This window comes from Nocardioides acrostichi (genome assembly GCF_015319165.1).
Taxonomy (GTDB): Bacteria; Actinomycetota; Actinomycetes; order Propionibacteriales; family Nocardioidaceae; genus Nocardioides; species Nocardioides acrostichi.
On record NZ_JADIVZ010000006.1, the window covers coordinates 104,545 to 124,099 of the forward strand.

The 19,555-nt window shown below is 71.5% G+C and carries 18 protein-coding genes; 3 read left to right on the top strand and 15 right to left on the bottom strand.

What is annotated here, in order from left to right; translation table 11 throughout:
- Positions 1-15 precede the first annotated feature (15 nt).
- Together ISG29_RS13020 and ISG29_RS13025 are read right to left on the bottom strand one after the other, a co-directional pair.
- The gene (locus ISG29_RS13020) at positions 16-963 is read right to left on the bottom strand and encodes a hypothetical protein (RefSeq protein WP_194503877.1); all 948 of its coding nucleotides are present in this window, start codon (positions 961-963) and stop codon (positions 16-18) included.
- 16 nt (positions 964-979) lie between these two features.
- Positions 980-2,128: a sulfotransferase family protein gene (locus tag ISG29_RS13025; RefSeq protein WP_328829052.1), complete on the bottom strand. Its 1,149-nt coding sequence runs from the start codon at positions 2,126-2,128 to the stop codon at positions 980-982.
- Positions 2,129-2,198: 70 nt separating this feature from the next.
- Between ISG29_RS13025 and ISG29_RS13030 the strand changes: the two genes are divergently transcribed.
- Entirely contained in the window at positions 2,199-3,317 is a 1,119-nt protein-coding gene (locus ISG29_RS13030; RefSeq protein ID WP_194503878.1) for a glycosyltransferase family 2 protein, read from the top strand.
- A gap of 131 nt (positions 3,318-3,448) precedes the next feature.
- On the opposite strand, the gene ISG29_RS13035 is transcribed toward ISG29_RS13030, so the two are convergent.
- From ISG29_RS13035 to ISG29_RS13045, 3 genes are read right to left on the bottom strand one after another with little or no spacing between them, the layout of a single operon-like run.
- Positions 3,449-4,420 (bottom strand): ABC transporter substrate-binding protein, encoded by a 972-nt coding sequence (locus tag ISG29_RS13035; RefSeq protein ID WP_194503879.1) that lies wholly within the window; start codon positions 4,418-4,420, stop codon positions 3,449-3,451.
- Positions 4,421-4,431: 11 nt separating this feature from the next.
- The gene (locus ISG29_RS13040) at positions 4,432-5,148 is read right to left on the bottom strand and encodes an ABC transporter permease (RefSeq protein ID WP_194503880.1); all 717 of its coding nucleotides are present in this window, start codon (positions 5,146-5,148) and stop codon (positions 4,432-4,434) included.
- Positions 5,145-5,849 (bottom strand): ABC transporter permease, encoded by a 705-nt coding sequence (locus tag ISG29_RS13045; RefSeq protein WP_194503881.1) that lies wholly within the window; start codon positions 5,847-5,849, stop codon positions 5,145-5,147. The genes ISG29_RS13040 and ISG29_RS13045 overlap by 4 nt, the downstream gene beginning before the upstream one ends.
- 3 nt (positions 5,850-5,852) lie before the next feature.
- Between ISG29_RS13045 and ISG29_RS13050 the strand changes: the two genes are divergently transcribed.
- Complete coding sequence (locus tag ISG29_RS13050; RefSeq protein WP_235959676.1) at positions 5,853-6,875, top strand: ABC transporter ATP-binding protein; 1,023 nt, start codon at positions 5,853-5,855, stop codon at positions 6,873-6,875.
- A 14-nt stretch (positions 6,876-6,889) separates the two neighbouring features.
- Here the strand turns inward: ISG29_RS13050 and ISG29_RS21695 are convergent, their stop codons facing one another.
- Entirely contained in the window at positions 6,890-8,002 is a 1,113-nt protein-coding gene (locus tag ISG29_RS21695; protein ID WP_194503882.1) for a GNAT family N-acetyltransferase, read from the bottom strand.
- A 218-nt stretch (positions 8,003-8,220) separates the two neighbouring features.
- Here ISG29_RS21695 and ISG29_RS13060 point away from each other — a divergent pair, with 218 nt between their 5' ends.
- On the top strand, positions 8,221-9,837 hold the full coding sequence (locus ISG29_RS13060; protein WP_194503883.1) for an AMP-binding protein: 1,617 nt from the start codon (positions 8,221-8,223) through the stop codon (positions 9,835-9,837).
- A 120-nt stretch (positions 9,838-9,957) separates the two neighbouring features.
- Here the strand turns inward: ISG29_RS13060 and ISG29_RS13065 are convergent, their stop codons facing one another.
- From ISG29_RS13065 to ISG29_RS13105, 9 genes are all read right to left on the bottom strand, one after another.
- Positions 9,958-10,578, bottom strand: a complete 621-nt coding sequence (locus ISG29_RS13065; RefSeq protein WP_194503884.1) for a hypothetical protein — start codon at positions 10,576-10,578, stop codon at positions 9,958-9,960.
- A gap of 9 nt (positions 10,579-10,587) precedes the next feature.
- Positions 10,588-11,034 carry a DUF3180 domain-containing protein gene (locus ISG29_RS13070; RefSeq protein ID WP_194503885.1) on the bottom strand — a complete coding sequence of 149 codons (447 nt, stop codon included), beginning with the start codon at positions 11,032-11,034 and terminating at the stop codon, positions 10,588-10,590.
- On the bottom strand, positions 11,031-11,600 hold the full coding sequence (gene folK, locus ISG29_RS13075; RefSeq protein ID WP_194503886.1) for a 2-amino-4-hydroxy-6-hydroxymethyldihydropteridine diphosphokinase: 570 nt from the start codon (positions 11,598-11,600) through the stop codon (positions 11,031-11,033). Before folK ends, ISG29_RS13070 begins: the two co-directional genes overlap by 4 nt.
- A complete protein-coding gene (gene folB, locus ISG29_RS13080) occupies positions 11,593-11,949 on the bottom strand; it encodes a dihydroneopterin aldolase (RefSeq protein WP_328829057.1) in 357 nt (118 codons plus the stop codon). The genes folK and folB overlap by 8 nt, the downstream gene beginning before the upstream one ends.
- Complete coding sequence (gene folP, locus ISG29_RS13085) at positions 11,946-12,830, bottom strand: dihydropteroate synthase (RefSeq protein ID WP_407940212.1); 885 nt, start codon at positions 12,828-12,830, stop codon at positions 11,946-11,948. The genes folB and folP overlap by 4 nt, the downstream gene beginning before the upstream one ends.
- A 4-nt stretch (positions 12,831-12,834) precedes the next feature.
- A complete protein-coding gene (folE, locus tag ISG29_RS13090) occupies positions 12,835-13,407 on the bottom strand; it encodes a GTP cyclohydrolase I FolE (RefSeq protein WP_328829112.1) in 573 nt (190 codons plus the stop codon).
- Positions 13,408-13,463: 56 nt separating this feature from the next.
- The gene (gene ftsH / locus ISG29_RS13095) at positions 13,464-15,545 is read right to left on the bottom strand and encodes an ATP-dependent zinc metalloprotease FtsH (protein WP_194503889.1); all 2,082 of its coding nucleotides are present in this window, start codon (positions 15,543-15,545) and stop codon (positions 13,464-13,466) included.
- 197 nt (positions 15,546-15,742) lie between these two features.
- Positions 15,743-16,294, bottom strand: coding sequence for a hypoxanthine phosphoribosyltransferase (hpt, locus tag ISG29_RS13100; protein ID WP_194503890.1), 552 nt, complete (start codon positions 16,292-16,294; stop codon positions 15,743-15,745).
- A 37-nt stretch (positions 16,295-16,331) separates the two neighbouring features.
- Complete coding sequence (locus ISG29_RS13105) at positions 16,332-19,541, bottom strand: carboxypeptidase regulatory-like domain-containing protein (protein WP_194503891.1); 3,210 nt, start codon at positions 19,539-19,541, stop codon at positions 16,332-16,334.
- Positions 19,542-19,555: the final 14 nt, after the last annotated feature.

Consider the following 19,555-nt stretch of genomic DNA (forward strand, 5'->3'; position numbering starts at 1 on the left):
AGGCCACCGCCGGGTTCAGATGCGGCCGCCGACCTCCAACGGGCGCGGCGCGCGGGGCAGCCAGGTCCGGGTGACGTGGTCGACGATGTGCACGCCGTCGGGCGCGGTGATCTCGTGGACGCCGGGCGGCAGCTCGCCCCCGTGCGCGCCGCCGTCCGCACGCTCCTTGAGGGCGTGGAAGACCGCCCACTCGCGGCGCTTGCGACGGTTGCGCCACGAGGTGGCGAACGACTCGGGGTCGGTCCAGTGCGCGAACTCGTCGCCGTCGAGGTACTTCAGCTCCACGCACATGCCCTGCGGCAGTCCGATGGAGCGGCAGTCCTCGGGCGTGGAGCGGATCTCCCACTCGAAGGCCTTGGTGAAGACGAAGTCCGGGCCCACGGGGTAGCCCCACTCCTCGGCGTTGCGCATGCCGAGGTCGAGGTAGCCGTGGGACTCGGAGTCGAGGTAGAGCCCGTGGCGCGGCACCCGGATGATCGACTGCACGCCGCCGATCTGCCAGGTGAGGTCGCTGATGGAGGTCTCGCCCTCGGTGGTGAGCACCATGTCGCCGTCCCACTTCCAGGAGTAGCGGGTGTCGACCAGGGAGAAGCACCAGTTGTAGAAGTACGACAGCGAGTGCACCGAGAGCTCGTGCTCGGCGAGGTGGTCGGCGCCGGCGCGGGAGACCTCGAAGGGATAGCTGGCCTGGGTGAGCTTGTCGCTCAGGCCCAGGCGGGCCGCGGTCTCGGCGGTGACCTCGGGCGTGCCGTCGGTCGAGCCGTTGTCGACGACGATCACGTGGTCGGTGGCGCGCAGCAGCGGTGGCAGCACGAACGGCATCGAGGGCGCTTCGTCCTTGACCCGCAGCACCGTGGTGGCGCCCGGCCTCAGCCCGCCGGGCTTGTTCCACGGCCAGGTGATGTCGAAGTCGGAGTGGCCCTCGAGGTTGACGAGCCCCTCGGGGTTGCGGATCGCGTTCATTGCCCCAGTCGACCGATCAGCGCTCGCGGCCCAGGGCCTTGCGCAGCCCCTGACGCACGCCGGGCGGGACGGCGGCGCGCAGGCCGTGCGGGATCTTGTCGGCCGCGAAGCCGGACGGCGCGGACGGCGCCGCTGGAGCCGGCCGGGACGGCTTGGCCTGCCCGCCCTTGCCCTTGGTCTGGTTGCCCTGGTTGTTCTGGCGACGGGTCCGCTGCTCGGCGGCCACCACGGAGCTGCGCGAGATCGCCTCGGCCTCCTCGTAGAGCTCCACGTAGCCCTCGCGGAGCTGGTCGAGGGTGGCGTGGCTGGCGGCGGTGTCGCCGTCCGGCTCGGCGAGCCTGTTCAGCTCCTCCCAGGTGTCGGCGACGAGCTCGTGCAGGCGCGGTGGGAGCTGGAGATCCTCGAGGGTCTGGGTGACGCGGCGCAGGCCGGGGTCGACGAAGCGGTGCGCGTCGCGGATCTGCTCGGACTTGGCGTTGATGATGTTCTGGAGCTGCAGCTGCTCGCCGGTGCGGCTCACGACCTTGGTCCAGTCGTCGAGCAGGTCGGCGTAGCGGATGAACACGCGTCCACCGTCGGCCACCGACTCGCGGGTGGCGCGCTCGGTGTGCAGCAGCATGTTGAGCCACGAGGCGGCGAGGTGGGCCGAGCCCAGCCGGTTCGCGTAGTACTTCTGCTTGCTGCCGACCACCTCGGCAGGCGGGCGCAGCATCGTGGCGAACACCGGGGTGGAGCCGCAGCGGATCGCGGCGACCCGCCACAGGGAGAGGAACCACGAGAGGCGGGGATCCTTCACGACCAGTTCGGGGCTGACCTGGAAGTGACTCTCCAGCCACTCCGCGGTGGCGATGCGCTCGGGATCCTTGGCGGCGATCTTGCCGGTCTCGAACCACGCGTCGGGGCGGGAGTCGCTGACCTGCACGACCGCCTCGCGCAGCAGCCGGGAGTGGTGCTCGACCGCCCAGGCCGGCTCACCGAAGCCCTTGGGGTTGGTCTCGTCGGGGGTCACCTCGGGCTGCGGCACGTGCAGACCCATGATCTTCATCAGACCGGCCATGGTGCTGGTGCCGCTGCGGCCCGCACCGGCCACGAACAGCACCTTGCGGTCGTAGCTGCTGGGATCGGGGTCGGGCGTCACGGCGAAGGGGTCCGGCTGCTCACTCACGGGTCGCGATGCTATCCCCCGGGTGCGGGTCCGGGTGGGTCGGCGGTCAGGCACTGACTAGCGTGTCGCCATGCCGCTGCTGCGCCGACGCCGTCCGTTGCTCTCGGTGGTGGTACCCGCCTACGACGTCGAGGACTATCTGCCGGCCTGCCTGGACTCGCTGCTGGCACAGACCTACGAGCCGCTCGAGATCATCGTCGTCGACGATGGATCACCCGATCGCAGCGGTGAGGTCGCCGACCGTTACGCCGCCGAGCATGCCGACATCGTGCGGGTGCTGCACACCGCGAACGGCGGTCTCGGTGCGGCCCGCAACGCGGGCACCGCCGTCGCCACCGGCGAGCTGCTGGCGTTCGCCGACTCCGACGACGTCGTGCCGCCCGATGCCTACTCCGTGCTCTTCAAACAGCTCCAGCGAGGCGGGTGCGAGTTCGTCACCGGCTCGATCGCGCGCTGGGAGGGCGACCGGCTGCTCGAGCCGCGATGGATGCGACGACTGCACCCGCGGCGCGTGGCCTTCATCGACCAGCACCCCGAGATCTTGGGCGACGTGTTCGCCTGGAACAAGCTGTTCCGGCGCTCCTTCTGGGACCGGCTCGAGCTCGCCTGGCCCGAGGGCGTGCGCTACGAGGACCAGCCCACCCTGACCACCGCCTATCTCCAGGCGCACCGCTTCGGTGTCGTGCCCGATGTCGTGTACCACTGGCGGATCCGCGACGACGGCACCTCGATCACCCAGCAGCGCTCCTCGGTGGCGGATCTGCGCGACCGCTGGCGCACCAAGGAGATGGCGCTCGACAGCGTCGAGCAGTACGGCGACCCCCGCGTGAGCACCGTGTTCCGTCAGCGGGTGCTGCCCGGCGACCTGCACCGCTACTTCACCGAGATCCCCGGCTGCACCGACGAGTGGTGGGTGGCCCTCCAGACCGGGGTCGTCGGGCTCTGGGGGCGCGAGGCCAGCCTGGCCGACTCCATCCTCCCGCCCGTGCACCGACTGTGCGGATGGCTCGTCGAGCACGACCGCCGCGACGACGCCGCCGCCCTCATGGCGTTCGTCGCCGACCACCCCGGCCCGCTGCCGCGCCGCCGGTCGTCGGTCGGCCTGGCTCTCGACGTCCGAGCCGTGCCGGGCTTGGACGCCGCCACCATCCCCGAGCGGGTGCTCTCGCTGAAGGCCGATGAGGGGTAGGGCGAAGGCGGGAGTTTTATCGGGGCCCCGATAAAACGATGGGTTCCCCGATGAAGCCCCATCGGGGAACCCGAAGATTCATCGGCGCCCCGATGAAACTCTCACACCTCGACTGACCAACGGAGCGCCCGTCAGAGAAGCCCCTCCGAATCCAGGAACTCCTTGGCGACGTCCTCGGTCTTCTCGCGGTCGACGGTGACCTTGGCGTTGAGCTCGGTGAGCTTCTCGGTGGTCAGCGCGGCCATGAGGGGATCGAGCAGGTCGGCGAGGTCGGGGTGGGCGTCGAGGAAGTCCGTGGAGACGGCGGGCACCAGGTTCTGGGCGGGCTGGATGGACTGGTCGTCGTCGAGGACGACGAGCCCCTGGGAGTCGACGGTGCCGTCGGTCGTGCTGGTCTCGCCGAGCTGGGCCTCGCCGTCGAGCACGGCCTTGTAGGTCTGGTCGGTGGCGTAGCCCAACGGCAGCACCTTGGTGACATCGATGCCGTAGTCACCCGACAGACCGCCCTCGCAGTCGAGTCGACCCTCGCAGTCGGGGGCGGCGGCGAGCACGACGCTCTTGCCCTCGAGGTCCGACAGCGTGGTGACGCCCTCGGACTCGGAGTACTCCTTGGTCACGAAGAAGGCATTGGTGTCGGTGGCCGGGCTGAGGTCGAGCAGCGTGATGCCCGCCTGCTCGAGCAGCTTCGACCCGTCGTCGGCGAGCTGTTCGCCGTCGCCCGCCTCGAACGGCTTGGCCTTCGCGCCGTTCTCGCGGGCGTTGAGGAAGTTCACGATGCCGCCGACGTACTCGGGCACGATGTCGACGCTGCCCGGGAAGGTCGCCATGTAGGCGTCGCGGGCGTCGACGAGCTTGGTGGTGACGTCGTAGCCGGCGTTGTCGAGGATCTGCTCGTACATCGAGGTGACCAGGGCCGCCTCGGGGAACGACTGGCTGGCGATGGTCACCGCTCCCCCACCCGAAGCCGACGACGAGGCGTCGTCGGAGGGGTCGGAGGCGGAGTTCGAGGAGAGGTCGTCGCCGGCGCAGGCCGACGCGAGCAGGACGGCGCCGACCGCTGCGATGGCGGCGACGGTGCGGCGGAGTGGTGAACGCGAGGTCATGGGCCTTGACCCTAGGTGCCTGCACCGACAGGCGTCACCGCCCTCTGGATGATGGACGCCGTGAGCTCCAGCACCAGGGCCACCAGGGCCACCACCACGGCCCCGGCGATGCCCTTGCCGTAGTCGGTGCGGAAGAAGCCGTCGGTGATGACGCGCCCCAGCCCCGGCCCCGCCACCAGCGCCGCGATCGTGGCGGTCGCCCACACCTGCACCAGCGCCAACCGCAGGCCGGAGGCCACCAGCGGCCGTGCGAGTGGCAGCTCGGCGCGCCAGAACACCTGGCGCCCACTCATACCCATGCCCTCGGCGGCCGCGCGCACCTCGGACGGCACCTCGCGCACGGCCACGTAGGCGTTGGTGATGATCGGCGGCAGGGCGAAGAGCATGAGGGCAACGACCGTGGCGGCGCCGCCGCGTCCGTAGGGCCCCAGCGTCGCCGTCCCCGGAAAGGAGTCGAGGGTCCAGCCCCACGGATCGGCGGTGACCAGCAACGCGAGCAACGCGAAGGTCGGCACCGCCCGGCCGACGTTCGAGACGTTGATCGCGAGGAACCCGCCGCGGCCCCGGTGACCCAGCCACAGCGCGATCGGCAGCCCGATCGCCGCGGCCAGCACCAACGCGGTGAGCGTGATGAGCAGCTGCTGGCCCAGCAACTGGAGCATGCCGCCGGTGCCGGTCCAGTTCGCGGACGACGTGAGGTAGGCCCACGCGTCGAGGATCACCCTCATGCGCGCACCCCCCGGGTCCACGGGGTCAGCAGGCGTTGCGAGACGACGATCAGCACGTCGAGCACGATCGCGAGGACGACGCACAGCACCGCCGCGGTGAGCAGCTCGGCGCGGAAGTTCGTCTGCACCCCGTCGCTGATGAGGTTGCCCAAGCCGCCGTAGGAGACCAGCGACCCCACCGTCGTCAGGGCCACCGTCGACACCGTGGCGACGCGCAGCCCCGCCATCACCACCGGGACAGCGAGCGGCAGCTCGACCCGCAGCAGCAGCTTGCCGGGGCCGTAGCCGATGCCGCGGGCCGACTCGCGCACCTCCTCGGGCACCGCGCGCAGACCCTCGAGGAAGGCCCGCACCAGGATCGTGAGCGCGTAGAGGCCGAGCCCGATCACCACGGTGGTCGGCGAGAGGCCGGTGAAGGGCACCAGCAGCGGGAACAGCGCGATCGACGGAACGGTGTACAGCCCGGTGGCGACCCCCAGCACGGCACCCTCGAGACGGGGCAGACGCCGCGCGAGCAGCGCGAGCGGGAACGCGACGACGAGCCCGAAGGCCAGCGCCGCCACCGTGATGAGCACGTGCTGGGTCAGCGCGTCGAGGATCTGCGAGCGGCGGTCCTCGACGTAGGCCCAGCAGAACCAGTCGTTGGTGAGCCGGCTGTAGCAGGAGGGCCCTGCGGTCGCCGCCTGCGCCAGTAGGGTCACCGCATGGACGGTACCGGCACCGGCGCGCCCACCATGATCAAGCTCACCGGCGTGGGCAAGACCTACGCCGACGGCACGGTCGCCGTGCGCGAGCTCGACCTCGACGTCGCCACGGGCGAGATGGTCGTGCTGGTCGGCCCGTCGGGCTGCGGCAAGTCGACCACCTTGAAGATGATCAACCGGCTCATCGAGCCCACGGCCGGCCGCATCGAGATCGACGGCCGCGACGTCACGTCGTCCGACCCCGTCGAGCTGCGGCGCGGCATCGGGTACGTCATCCAGCAGATCGGGCTGTTCCCGCACCAGCGGATCATCGAGAACGCGATGGCGGTGCCGCTGCTGCTGGGCGAGTCGAAGCGGACGGCGCGCGAGCGGGCGGCCGAGCTGCTCACGATGGTGGGGCTCGACCCCGAGCAGCACGGCCATCGGTTCCCGCACCAGCTCTCCGGTGGGCAGCGCCAGCGCGTCGGCGTGGCGCGCGCGCTCGCGGCCGACCCGCCGGTGCTGCTCATGGACGAGCCGTTCGGCGCGGTCGACCCGATCGTGCGGGTGCGCTTGCAGGAGGAGTTCCGGCGACTCCAGCGCGATCTGGGCAAGACCGTCGTGATGGTCACCCACGACATCGACGAGGCCGTGCTCATGGGCGACCGGGTGGCGGTGTTCGCCGAGGGCGGTCGACTGGCGCAGTACGGCACGCCCGCTGAGTTGCTGGCCCGGCCGGCCGACGACTTCGTGGCCGACTTCGTGGGTGCCGAGAAGGGGCTGCGCCGGCTCTCCGTCGTCTCGCTGAGCGAGGAGCACCTCGAGCCGCTCGGCATGGTCAAGGGCGGTGAGCTCGGCGCCGCCATCGACCTCGACTCCACCCTGGAGCAGGCGCTCGCCGCCATGCTGCGCGACGACCGGTCGACCATCGGCGTCAAGAGCGGCGCCCGCTTCGTCGGCGTCCTCACCCCCGCCGGCGTGCACGCCGCCCTGCGGTCTGCCCTGCGGGACGCGACCGGGTCGGAGTCACCGGACCTTCGGTGAATCCGGCCGCCGGCTCACTCCGCGACGGGCACATCCTTGTGCCAGGAGCAGGTGACGTACCTCGTCTTCCAGCCCATGTGGGAGTAGAGGTCGTTGGCGCCGGTGGAGGAGGTGGCGTCGACCTCGAGCCCGACGCTGGTGCGGCCGCGCTTCGCGGCGTCCGCGATGACGGTTCGCAGCAGGCCCTTGGCCACTCCGCGGCCGCGAGCCGCCTCGACGACACCGATGTAGGAGACGTAGGAGGAGTCCGGGCCCGAGACGTTCTCCGACACGGTGCCGATGAGGGCGCCGACAGCCGGGTGCCGGCCCTCCGGGGCGGCGACGCCGTCGGGCACGTCGGCGACGAGCTCGGCGAGCCACCAGTGGTTCCAGCGGTGGCCGGGATCCTCCCGCAGCCGGTGCAGGAACTCTGCGAAGGACTCCTCGAAGGAGTTGAAGTGGTCGACGAAAGCGGCCTCGAGCACGTCGTGGACGGCGTGCAGGTCACCCTCGTCGGGCAGGGCGCCGCCCTCGCGATCGACGAGGCGGAACCGCACTCCCTTGGCCTCCCACTCATCGGGGTCGGGCACGAGCGACCGCTCCTCGCCGAGATCGACCGGGCGCGACATCTGCCACCACGTGCGCACCTTGCGGAAGCCGGCCATCTGGAGCCAGGACGACTGCCGGTCGTCGTCTTCGAAGGAGCCGGTGTCGATCTGCTGTTCGGGCAGCCCGCGCTTCTCGCCCACCGCCCGGGCCTGACCCTCGGCCCACTCGAAGAGCACGTCGGAGCACTTCTTGGCGAGCGGTGCCGAGAGCTCGCGGGAGACGACGTGGGAGTAGAGCATGCGGCCGCTCGCGCGGTCGTGCACGCTGCCCCACGCCTGGATGACGCCCTCGTTGTCGCGCACGATCACGTTCTCGCGGGTGAGCAGGCCATGCTCGGAGACCTCGACCAGCACGTCGTCCATGCTGGCGCCGGCCCAGCCGCGCCCGTGTCGCTCGTGGGCCCGCAGCAGGTGGTGCAGGCGCGCGACGACGGCCGGGTCGGAGGCGTCGGGGGTGTCGACCTCCCAGCCCTCGGGGAACGGCAGCTCCTCGAGGATCTCCTCGGGGTCGGTCTCGAATCGGCTCTGCTCCGGGATCACGCCGCCTGATTGTGCCGCATGCGGCTTCACCCCGGGAGGGCGGGATCGACGCCTCGAGCGACCATTCGCGGCCCCTCGAGCGACGATTCGCGACCCCTCGCGGGACGATTTCCGACCCCTCGCGCCACCATCCGCGACCCCTCGCGGGCGCGAGTGCCCGGGTTCGTCCGGCCCGTGGTCGGTGACCCGGGCCACACCGGCGCGCTACGTTGCCTCGTATGACGCTGTCGTACGCCCAGGGTGAGACCGATTCGCCCCTGCTCGAGGAAACCATCGGAGCCAACTTCGAGCGAACCGTCGCCGCGCACCCCGCCCACGAGGCGCTGGTCGAGTGCGCCACCGGCCGCCGCTGGACCTACGCCGAGCTGAACGCGGACGTCGATGCCCTCGCCCGCGGGCTGCTCGCGGCCGGCCTGCGGATCGGCGACCGGGTCGGGGTCTGGGCGCCCAACTGCGCCGAGTGGACCATCGCCCAGTACGCCACGGCGAAGATCGGCGCGATCCTGGTCAACGTCAACCCCGCCTACCGCACCCGCGAACTCGTCTACGCGGTGAACCAGTCGGGGCTGCGCATGATGATCTCGGCCGTCGAGCACAAGACGTCGCGCTACCGCGACATGCTCACCGAGACCGCCGGCGAACTGCCCGGGCTCGAGCGCGTCGTGTACCTCGGCACCGACGACTGGGAGCAGCTGGTCGCCGAGGGCGCCGGGATACCCCACGACGCGGTGGCCGCCCGCCTGGCGCAGCTCTCGCCGTCCGACCCCATCAACATCCAGTACACGAGCGGCACCACCGGCTACCCCAAGGGCGCCACGCTGAGCCATCGCAACATCCTCAACAACGGCTACTTCGTGACCGAGACGATCGGGCTGACGCACGACGACCGGCTGTGCATCCCGGTGCCCTTCTACCACTGCTTCGGCATGGTCATGGCCAATCTCGGCTGCACGACCCACGGCGCGACGATGGTGATCCCGGCGCCGGCGTTCGACCCCGGGGTCACCCTGGAGTGCATCGAGGCCGAGCGGGTGACGGTGCAGTACGGCGTGCCGACGATGTTCATCGCCATGCAGCAGCACCCGAGCTTCGCCTCACGCGACCTGAGCTCGCTGCGCTCGGGCATCATGGCCGGCTCGATCTGCCCGGTCGAGGTGATGAGGCACTGCATCGACGACATGCACATGGCCGGCGTCTCGATCGCCTACGGCATGACCGAGACCTCGCCGGTGTCGTGTCAGACCCGGGCCGACGACGACCTGGAGCACCGCACCTCGACCATCGGCATGGTCGCCCCGCACGTGGAGATCAAGGTGGTCGACCCGGTCACCGGCGAGACCGTGCCGCGCGGCACCCCGGGCGAGTTCTGCACCCGCGGCTACTCGGTGATGCTCGGCTACTGGCAGGACGACGAACGGACCGCCGAGGCGATCGACGCCGACGGCTGGATGCACACCGGCGACCTCGCCGAGATGCACGACGATGGCTACTGCGTCATCGTCGGCCGGATCAAGGACATGGTGATCCGTGGTGGCGAGAACATCTACCCGCGGGAGATCGAGGAGTACCTCTACACCCACCCCGACATCTCCGACGTGCAGGTCATCGGGGTGCCGGATGCGAAGTACGGCGAGGAGCTGTGCGCCTGGATCGTCATGCGCGAAGGGCGCGACGCCCTCGACGCGGACGCCGTCCGCGCGTTCTGCCAGGGCCGGCTGGCGCACTACAAGCTGCCGCGCTACGTGAAGATCGTCGAGGAGTTCCCCATGACGGTGACCGGCAAGATCCGCAAGGTGCAGATGCGCGAGGAGTCCACCAGCGAGCTCGGCCTCTGACCCCTCGGGGCACGATTCACGACCCCTCGCGGGACGATTCACGACCCCTCGCGGGACGATTCACGACCCCTCGGGGCACGATTCACGACCCCTCGCGGGACGATTCGCGACCCCTCGCGGTTACACGGCGCGGCGGTGGGGGGTGATGGAGGTGGCGGCGATGAGGGTGTCGAGCTCGGCGCGCAGCTCGGCCAGCTCGTGCTCGAGCTCGGCGACCACGGCGATGGCCTCGGCCGCGCGCTCCTCGGCGGCGTCGAGCGACGACGCCGAGCGGCGGCGCTCGGACTCCAGCGCGCGCTCGGCCCCGGCCAGCTGCTCCTTGGCGCTGCGGCGCTCGTCGACGAGTCGTCTCTGGGCGGCGGCGAGCTCCTCGGACATCTCGGTGAGGGTGGTCTCGCGCTGCTCGATGCGGGCCTCGAGCTGGCTGACGACATCGGCGTGCTCGGCGTCGCGTGCGAGCGCCAGCTCGAGGTAGTCGCGGGCCTGCTGAGCCCGGTCGCGGTTGGCCTCACGCCGCGAGGCCATCAGCTCGGCGTGTGTGATGCGGGTCGCCGCGGCACCCAGCACGACGGCCAGGACTCCGGCGAGCAGGCCGAGCAGCCAGGAGCCGGTGACCGCGGCGCCGAGCACGGCCACAGCGGCCAGCACGAGCAGCGCGGCGGCCACGGTGAGCCGGGTCGAACGCTGACGCCGCCGCGAGGATGTGACGGTTGGGGAAGGTGTGGCAGGTGGGGTCGCCATGGGCGCAGGCTAGTCCTCGTCGTCGTCCTCGACGATGCGACACGCGCGCTCGAGCAGCACTCCGCACCCGACGACCCCCGCGGCGGCGAGCGCGGCCAGGCCCGACCAGAGCAGCCGCCGGTGCGCATAGTCCGAGGGAATGCCGAGCCAGGCAACGGCGTACCCGCCGTAGACGCCGGCCACGAGCGCACCCACGTAGGCGGTCGCGCGGCCCAGCGCCAACCGGTTCACGCCCTGATGCGCCTCCAAGGAGGCGCCCTTGCCGCGACGCTGCTGCTGGGTGGCCCGGGCAGTGGCGCCGACCGCCAGCGCGACGAAGAGGAGCACGGCCGGCTGCGTCCAGCTCACCAGCCAGGCCTGCCCGGCGAGCGCGACCGAGATCGGCTTGACCAGCCAGCCGAGCACCAGCCCGACGGCTCCGAGCACCGCCAACTGGGCGGTGGGGAGCGGGGTCACTCCACCTCGAGCGTGAGGTCCTCGCACAGCCGCACGCCGTCCATGCCCAGGTCGGCCAGCAGCTCGGAGATGGGGCCGGCGTCGGGCAGCACGGCGTCGGGCTCGAGGTCGAACCACGGCTTGAGCACGAAGGCGCGTTGCGCGGCACGCGGGTGCGGGAGCACCAGGTGCGGTTCGTCGCTGCGGCGATCGCCCACGACGATCAGGTCGACATCGAGCGTGCGAGGCGCATTGACGACGTCGCCGCGCTCGCGGCCGAAGGCCTCCTCGATGGACAGGGCCCGGTCGAGCAGCCGGTTGGCCGCCAGGGTGGTGTCGATCAGCACCACGGCGTTGAGGAAGGTCTTCGCATCGTCGGGGCAGTCGACGGGGTCGGTCTCGTAGATGGGCGAGATGCCCGTGACCCACACCTCGGGGGTGTCGGCGATCGCGTTGACGGCGCCTTGGAGGGTGGCCATCCGCTCGCCCAGGTTCGACCCGAGCGAGAGCACGGCTCGTCGGATCGGCCGCATCTCGCCGGTCAGGGTGTCGGCGTCGATGATGTGGGGGTTGGGGGTCTCAGTCACGTCGGTCCTCGCGAGTCCGGCAGATGGTGAGCGCGACGTCGTGGAACGTCGCAGGGATCGGGGCGTCCGGTTTGTGGACGGTCACACGTGCCCATTCAACACGAGGGACGGTCAGACACACACCCGTCACCCGCTCGGCCAGCGTCTCGACCAGATCGACGGGGTCGCGCTCGACGGCGTCCTTCACCGCCAGCACGAGGCTGCCGTAGTCGACGGTGTCGTGCAGGTCGTCGGACGCCGCCGCCGGGGCGGTGTCGAAACCGATCACCAGGTCGATCACGAACCGCTGCCCCTGCTCTCGCTCGTGCGCGAACACCCCGTGGTGCCCGAAGCACTCGATGCCGGTCACGGCCAGCTCATCGTCCATCTCCCGGCCCCCCTCTCGTCGGTCCAGCCCAACCTTCCCTGAGCCCGGAACGTGTCGCACGCGGCGCGCACGTCGTGCACCCGCACGCCCCACACATCGTGGCGCATGCAGTGGCCGAGCACCGCCACGTGGGCGGTCTCGCGATCGTCGACCGGTCTGGGCGTGCCGTCGGCGTCGGCGAGCAGGCTGCCCAGGAACGACTTGCGCGAGGCACCCACCAGCAGTGGGTGTCCGAGCGAGCTCAGGTCGCTGACCGCGGCGAGCAGCTGCCAGCTCTGGTCGGCGGTCTTGGCGAACCCCAGACCGGGATCGAGCACCAGCCGGTCGGGCGCGAGACCAGCGCTCAGCGCGGACTCGACGCGGTCCGCGAGCTCGCTGCGCACCGTCGCGACGACATCGTCGCCGTAGTCGGTGAATCGCGACATCCGGTCGCTGTGCGCGCGCCAGTGCATCGCCACGTAGGTCACGCCGGACGACGCCACGCACGGCAGCATGGCGGCGTCCGCGAGGCCCCCTGAGACGTCGTTGACGACGGCTGCCCCGGCCGCGACCGCCGCCTCGGCCACCTCGGCTCGCATCGTGTCGACCGAGACGACCGCACCCTCGGCGGCCAGGCCGGCGATGACCGGCACGACCCGGCCGAGCTCCTCGGCCACGAGCGGTCGAGTGGCGCCGGGCCGGGTGGACTCACCGCCGATGTCGAGCACGTCGGCGCCCTCGCGCAGCAGCTCGAGACCGTGCGCGATCGCGGCGTCGGGGTCGAGGTAGCGCCCGCCGTCGGAGAAGGAGTCCGGCGTGACGTTGACGACGCCCATGACCACGGGGCCGCCCGAACGCCCGCGCGTGGGTAGTGCAGCGACCACCGGGTCAGCCCGGCCGGTGGATCAGCGCCATCGCCTCACTGCGAGTGGCGGCGTTGTGCATGATGCCCCGCACCGCCGAGGTGATGGTGCGGGCACCGGCCTTGCGCACCCCGCGCATGGTCATGCACAGGTGCTCGGCCTCGATCACGACGATCGCGCCGCGGGCCTCGAGGATCTCCATGAGGGCGTCGGCGACCTGCGTGGTCAGCCGCTCCTGCACCTGCGGGCGCTTGGCGTAGACGTCGACGAGCCGGGCGAGCTTGGAGAGGCCGGTGATCTTTCCGCTGGCCGCCGGGATGTAGCCCACGTGGGCGACCCCGGTGAAGGGCACCAGGTGGTGCTCGCACATCGACCAGAGCTCGATGTCGCGCACCAGCACCATCTCGTCGTGGCCGAGATCGAAGGTCGTGGTGAGCACCTCCTCCGGCTCCTGCCGCAGACCGGCGGTGAGCTCGGCGTAGGCGCGGGCGACGCGTGCCGGGGTGTCACGCAGCCCCTCGCGCCCTGGATCTTCGCCGATCGCGGCCAGCAGCTCGCGCACGGCGGCCTCGGCGCGGGCGTGATCGAAGTCCGGCACCGGCTCCTGGGAGGCGTCGCGCTCGGGGAGCCTGATCGGGTCGGTCACCGTGGCGCTCAGACCTGGTCGGGGCGCTCGGCCGGCCCGAGGGCGTCGTGACCGCCGGGAGTCTGCGAGGGCCCGGGCATCTGCGGACCACCGTGCACGTCGCCGTCCGCACCAGGCGGGGTGACGACGGCGGTGGGCGCGTCCTTCTCCAGGCTCGCACCGACCTTGGCGCGGTCGCGGATCTCCTGCGGGATCTCGACCGGCGCGATCTCGGAGGGGCGCCGGGTGTCGGAGCCGGTCCAGGCGGGCCGCACGGGACGGCGGCGCAGCGGCTCGAAGACCCGCGCGATCTGCTCCTTGTCGAGGGTCTCCTTGTCGAGCAGCTCGAGCACGAGGGTGTCGAGCACGTCGCGGTTCTCCTCGAGGATGTCGAAGGCCTCCTGGTGCGCCGTGGCGAGCAGCTTGGTGGTCTCCTCGTCAACGATCGCAGCGACGTCCTCGGAGTAGTTGCGCGAGTGGCCGAGGTCGCGACCCAGGAACGGCTCGGAGTTGGACTCCCCCAGCTTGATCGCGCCGAGACGCTCGGTCATGCCGTACTGGGTGACCATCGCGCGCGCCACGTTGGTGGCCTTCTCGATGTCGTTGCCGGCGCCGGTGGTGGGGTCGTGGAAGACCATCTCCTCCGCGGCGCGACCGCCCAGCATGTAGGCGAGCTGGTCGAGCATCTGGCTGCGCGGCTGGGAGTACTTGTCGGAGTCGGGCAGCACCATCGTGTAGCCCAGCGCTCGCCCGCGCGGCAGGATCGTGATCTTGTGCACCGGGTCGTTGCCGGGCAGGGCCGCGGCCACCAGGGCGTGCCCGCCCTCGTGGTAGGCGGTGATGAGCTTCTCCTTCTCGCTCATCAGGCGAGTGCGCCGCTGGGGGCCGGCGATGACGCGGTCGATGGCCTCGTCGAGCGCCCCGTTGGTGATGAGCTTCTGGTTGCCACGGGCGGTCAGCAGCGCAGCCTCGTTGAGCACGTTGGCGAGGTCGGCACCGGAGAAGCCGGGCGTGCGGCGGGCCACCGAGATCAGCTCGACGTCTTGGGCCAGGGGCTTGCCGCGCGAGTGCACCTTGAGGATCTGCTCGCGGCCCGCGAGGTCGGGTGCGTCGACCTGGATCTGCCGGTCGAAGCGACCCGGGCGCAGCAGCGCCGGGTCGAGCACGTCGGGGCGGTTCGTGGCGGCGATGAGGATGACGCCGCCGCGCACGTCGAAGCCGTCCATCTCGACCAGCAGCTGGTTGAGCGTCTGCTCGCGCTCGTCGTGGCCGCCGCCCATGCCTGCGCCGCGGTGGCGGCCCACGGCGTCGATCTCGTCGATGAAGACGATGGCCGGGGCGTTCTCCTTGGCCTGCTCGAAGAGGTCGCGCACGCGGCTGGCGCCGACGCCGACGAACATCTCGACGAAGTCGGAGCCGGAGATGGAGTAGAACGGCACGCCCGCCTCGCCCGCGACCGCGCGCGCCAGCAGCGTCTTGCCGGTACCGGGCTGACCGTAGAGCAGCACGCCCTTGGGGATCTTGGCGCCGACGGCCTGGAACTTGGCCGGCTCCTGGAGGAACTCCTTGATCTCGCCGAGCTCCTCGATCGCCTCGTCGCAGCCCGCGACGTCGGCGAAGGTGGTCTTGGGCATGTCCTTGGTGATCATCTTGGCCCGCGACTTCGCGAACTGCATGACCCCGCGGCCGCCACCCTGCATGTTGTTCAGCAGCCACAGCACGACCAAGAAGATGATGACCAGTGGCAGGAACGAGACCAGCAGCGAGCCCAGCACGCTGGGGCGCGACACCTCGGTCGACAGCTTCTCGGTCTTGCCGGAGTCGACCGCCTGCTGCGCCTCGTTGTAGAGCTTCGTCTGGGTGCCGCCGATCCAGTACGTGTACACGTCGGCGCCGGCGTCGCGAACGCCGTCTTGCAGCGTCGCGCGGATCTCCTGGTCGCCGTCGACGAAGGTGATCTCCTTGACCTCGCCCTTGGTGACGTAGGCGTTCATCTGCGAGGCGGTGATCTCGTCGCCGTTGCCCCCGGGGGCGAGGAACTGGAGGGCCAGGATCACGCCGAGGACGGCGAGGACGATCCACAGCCATGGACCCTTGACTATGCGCTTCACGCCACTTCTCTCGTCGGCTGCTCAGGTCGAGCTTGTCATCGAAGGCTCGACCGTACATGTCGATTCGGCACCGCACGGACGGTGCACGTGACTGATCCTCTCAGGTGCCTGGTGAGTACGAACCACCTACGCGGGAACGGGGCCGCGACGGGTGTGCCCGATCACGGAACCAGTCACGCAACCGGTGAGGCAATCCGTCACGAGTACACGTGCGGGGCGAGGGTGCCGATGTCGCGCAGGTTGCGGTACCGCTCGCGGTAGTCCAGGCCGTATCCGACGACGAACTCGTTGGGGATGTCCCAGCCCACGTAGCGCACGTCGACCGGCATCTGGAGCGCCTCGGGCTTGCGCAGCAGGGTGCAGATCTCCACGCTCGCCGGGCTGCGGCTGCCCAGGTTGCTGGTCAGCCACGACAGCGTCAGCCCGGTGTCGATGATCTCGTCGACGATCAAGACGTGCCTGCCCGAGATGTCGGTGTCGAGATCCTTCAGGATGCGCACCACGCCGCTGGACTTGGTGCCCGAGCCGTACGACGACACCGCCATCCAGTCCATCTCCACGTGCCGCTGGAGGCTGCGCGCCAGGTCGGCCATCACCATCACCGCACCGCGGAGGATGCCCACGATGAGCAGTTCCTGCCCCTCGTAGTCGGCCTCGATCTGGGCCGCCAGCTCGCCGAGCCGTTCCTGGATCTGGGCCTCGGTGAAGAGGACGTTGACGAGGTCGTGCTCCACGTGGGCAGAGTCCATGGCAGGTGAGCCTAGATCAGGGTGTGCGGTGCGGTGGTCATCGGCGACGCACCCACACCACGACCGGGCGCCGCTTCTCGGACGGCGCGAGCACGGTCGCGCCGGACCGGCCCAGGTAGCCGACGTCGAGGCGGTGTCGGCCGGGGCGCAACCCGGCGACCCGTACCAGCGTGGTGCCACGTCGTCCGGCCCAGGCGCGGCCGACCATTCGGTCGCCGAGCAGCACCTGCACGCGGCCGCGGGCGGCGTCGCCGTCGACGGTGTGCACCGCGACCCGGAGCACCACCCGCTCGCCCTGGGCGACGGAGCGTCGCGTCGGGGTGGCGCGCACGACGGTGGGGGTGGCGGTGCGGTCGAGGGTGAGGGCACCGAGATCCGTGGCGGAGGAGACCTCGCTCTCGACGGTGCGAGCGGCGTGGCCGTCGGCGCTGAGGTCGAGGGTGTGGTCGCCGGCCAACACCGTGGTGGCGAACCGCCCGGTGCTGTCGGTGCTGAGCGTCTGCACGAGGGCGGGATCGTCGCCGTCGAGCGCGACCGTGGCGCCGTGCACGGGTTGGCCGCGGTCGTCGACGACGGTGCCGGAGAGGTCGAGCTCTCGGACGAGACGATAGGTGGCCCCGCCGCCGGTGACGCCCCCGACGCTCACCGCGACGCTGTGGGCGGCACTGGCGTGGCGGTAGGCGTTCACCACCAGCGTGTAGTCACCCGGCGGCAGCGGGAGGCTGAAGGAGCCGGCGTCGGCACCGCTCCCGGTCGTGGTCCACCCCAGCCTCGCGCGGCCCTGCATGGCGACCACCTGCACGCCCTCGAGCGGCGCACCGAGGTCGTCGATCGCGGTGCCGGTGACGGGCCACGTGTCACGCGGCAGGCTGAGGGCGCCGAGGTCGGTGTCGGCGCTCAGGTCGAGGTCGAGGGTCCGCGTGCCGTGGTGCGCAGCGGCGAGGGTGACCTGCCAGGAGCCGGCGGTGAGGTCGGCTGCGAACCGGCCCTCGTCGTCCGTGGTGACCGTGCTGTGCGTATCGCCGCTGGTGAGGCCGACCGTGGCGCCGGCGACGGGCGCCGCGACGTCGTCGAGCAAAGTGCCGCGCAGCGTGAGCTCGCGGACGAGCACGAGCGGCGCGTCGAGCGAGAGCTGCTGCCCGTCGACGACATCGACCGCGGTGGTGGCCGCCCGGTGGCCCGGCGCGCTCGCACGCACCGTGTAGTGGCCGGCGGGGATCTCCAGACTGAACCAGCCGTGCTGGGCCCCGGCTGCGTCTCCCCCGCCGGTGAGTGCGTAGGTGAGGGCCGAGGCGGCAGCGTCACCCGCGGAGTCGAGCGCGACGACCTGCACGTCGTCGAGCGGGGTGCCGGCGTCGTCGACGACACGTCCGGAGATCGTCGGGGGCGGCAGCACCCGCTCGAGCCGGACGGCGCCCAGATCGGTGTCGTCGGCCACGTCGAGGTCGACCACGGTGCGTACGTGCTCGGCCGCGGTCGCGGCGAGGCTCCGGTGGCCGGGCAGCACGTCGGCGACGAAGCCACCACCGGTACCGGCGACCACCCGCACCGCACCGGCGCCCATCGGGTCGGTCAGGGTGACGACGGCGCCGGGTAGCGGCGTCCCGAGGTCGTCGGTGACGGTGCCGGAGAGGCGCAGGACGCGGGTGAGTGCGAGCGGGGCGGCCAGGTCGCGCACCGCACCGCGGTCGACGGCGACCGTCGCCGCTGCCTGCTGGTGCCGGGCGGCCGCGGCGACGAGTCGGTAGTCGCCCTCAGGCAGGTCGAGCACGAAGGAGCCGTCGGTCGCGGACGTCGTCGTGGCGACCTGCTCGCCTGCGCTGAACGCGGTGAGCGTCGCTCCGGGCACGGCCGTGCCCCGGTCGTCGACGACGGTGCCGCGGGCGGCACCGGGCAGGTCGGTGCGCGGCAGCAGCAGTCGCCCGAGGTCGGCGGCAGCGGCGACCTCGGTCTCCACGACGGTGCGCTCGTGGTCGGGGGCGGTCAGGGCCAGGGTCTGGTGACCGGGCGCGACCGTGGTCGAGAAGCGCCCGTCGGCGCCGGTCGTGAGCTGCTCGGAGCCGGCGCCCCGAGGGTCGGTGAGGGTCACGGTGGCCCCGGGCACGACGGCGCCGGTGTCGTCGACCACCGTGCCGGTGAGCGGCAGCAGCCGCGTCAGCACGTAGGGGTCACCGGGCGCGGACGGCACCTGCGTGCGCGCCGAGACGGTCCGCGACGTGGGCAGGTGGGCGGCGTCGGACACGGTCACGGTGTAGTCGCCGGGCGGCACGTCGAGCTCGAACCAGCCGTGTTGCGGCTCGCCGGCGCCGCCGGCGTAGGTGAGGTCGGAGGCCACCACGTGTCCGTCGGCGTCACGCGCCTCGACGCTCGCGCCGTCGAGTGGGTGCCCGGTGTCGTCGGTGACCGATCCGACCAAGGACACGATGCTGCGCTCGAGCCAGAGGTCGCCGGCGTCGATGGTCGACACGCCGGCGGGCACGTCGAGGTCGAAGGTGGCCGGCAGGTGCCGGTCGGCGCTGACGGTGACGCTGTAGGAGCCTGGGGCGAGGTCGGCAGAGACCCGGCCGTCGGCGCCGGACGTCGCGGTATCGGGATCGATCGTGGGGTCGGTTGCAGAGTCCGTCGCGGGTACGGCCGTGACCGTGGCCCCCGCGACCGGGTCGCCGAGATCGTCCAGGATCCGCCCGTGCACGGTGACCGGGTCCGCCAGCGGGTCGGTGGTGGGGTCCGGGGTGGGGTCTGGGGTGGGGTCTGGGGTGGGGTCTGGGGTGGGGTCTGTGGTCGGGTCGGTGGTCGGGTCCGGGGTCGGTTCCGAGGTCGCGAGCGTGAGGGTGCCGAGGTCGTTCCAGGCGCCGGCCGTGACGACGGCGTCGCCCATCCGGGCGCTGCCGACGCCGTCGCGGACGGCGGTGACGACGTAGTTGCCGGCGGGCAGCTCGAGCCGGAAGAAGCCGTGCTGGGGCACGTCCGCGCCCGAGACGTCGCTGGCGTAGGTGAGCGCCGAGGCCAGCACCTCCCCGCTGTCGGGGTCGGCGGCCTCGACCGCCACGTCGTCGAGCAGAGCGCCATCGGGGCCGGTCACGAGACCGGTCAGACCCGCCCCCGGCACGTCGGCCGGGGCGGCCGTGCCCGTCGCGCCGGCGGGGAGGGCCGTCGTCCAGGTTCCGAGCAGCAGGCTCAGGACCAGCAGGACCAGGCCCGTGACCCGGGCGGATCCCGCTCCTTTCCGAGAGTGACGCGAGGTCACGAGCGTCATGGTGT

Coding starts and splice junctions, on each gene's coding strand:
- ISG29_RS13060 (WP_194503883.1), top strand. CDS start 8,221: ATGACGCTGTCGTACGCCCAGGGTGAGACCGATTCGCCCCTGCTCGAG.
- ISG29_RS13040 (WP_194503880.1), bottom strand. CDS start 5,148: ATGAGGGTGATCCTCGACGCGTGGGCCTACCTCACGTCGTCCGCGAAC.
- ISG29_RS13050 (WP_235959676.1), top strand. CDS start 5,853: ATGGACGGTACCGGCACCGGCGCGCCCACCATGATCAAGCTCACCGGC.
- hpt (WP_194503890.1), bottom strand. CDS start 16,294: ATGGACTCTGCCCACGTGGAGCACGACCTCGTCAACGTCCTCTTCACC.
- ISG29_RS13035 (WP_194503879.1), bottom strand. CDS start 4,420: ATGACCTCGCGTTCACCACTCCGCCGCACCGTCGCCGCCATCGCAGCG.
- ISG29_RS13020 (WP_194503877.1), bottom strand. CDS start 963: ATGAACGCGATCCGCAACCCCGAGGGGCTCGTCAACCTCGAGGGCCAC.
- ISG29_RS13065 (WP_194503884.1), bottom strand. CDS start 10,578: ATGGCGACCCCACCTGCCACACCTTCCCCAACCGTCACATCCTCGCGG.
- ISG29_RS13030 (WP_194503878.1), top strand. CDS start 2,199: ATGCCGCTGCTGCGCCGACGCCGTCCGTTGCTCTCGGTGGTGGTACCC.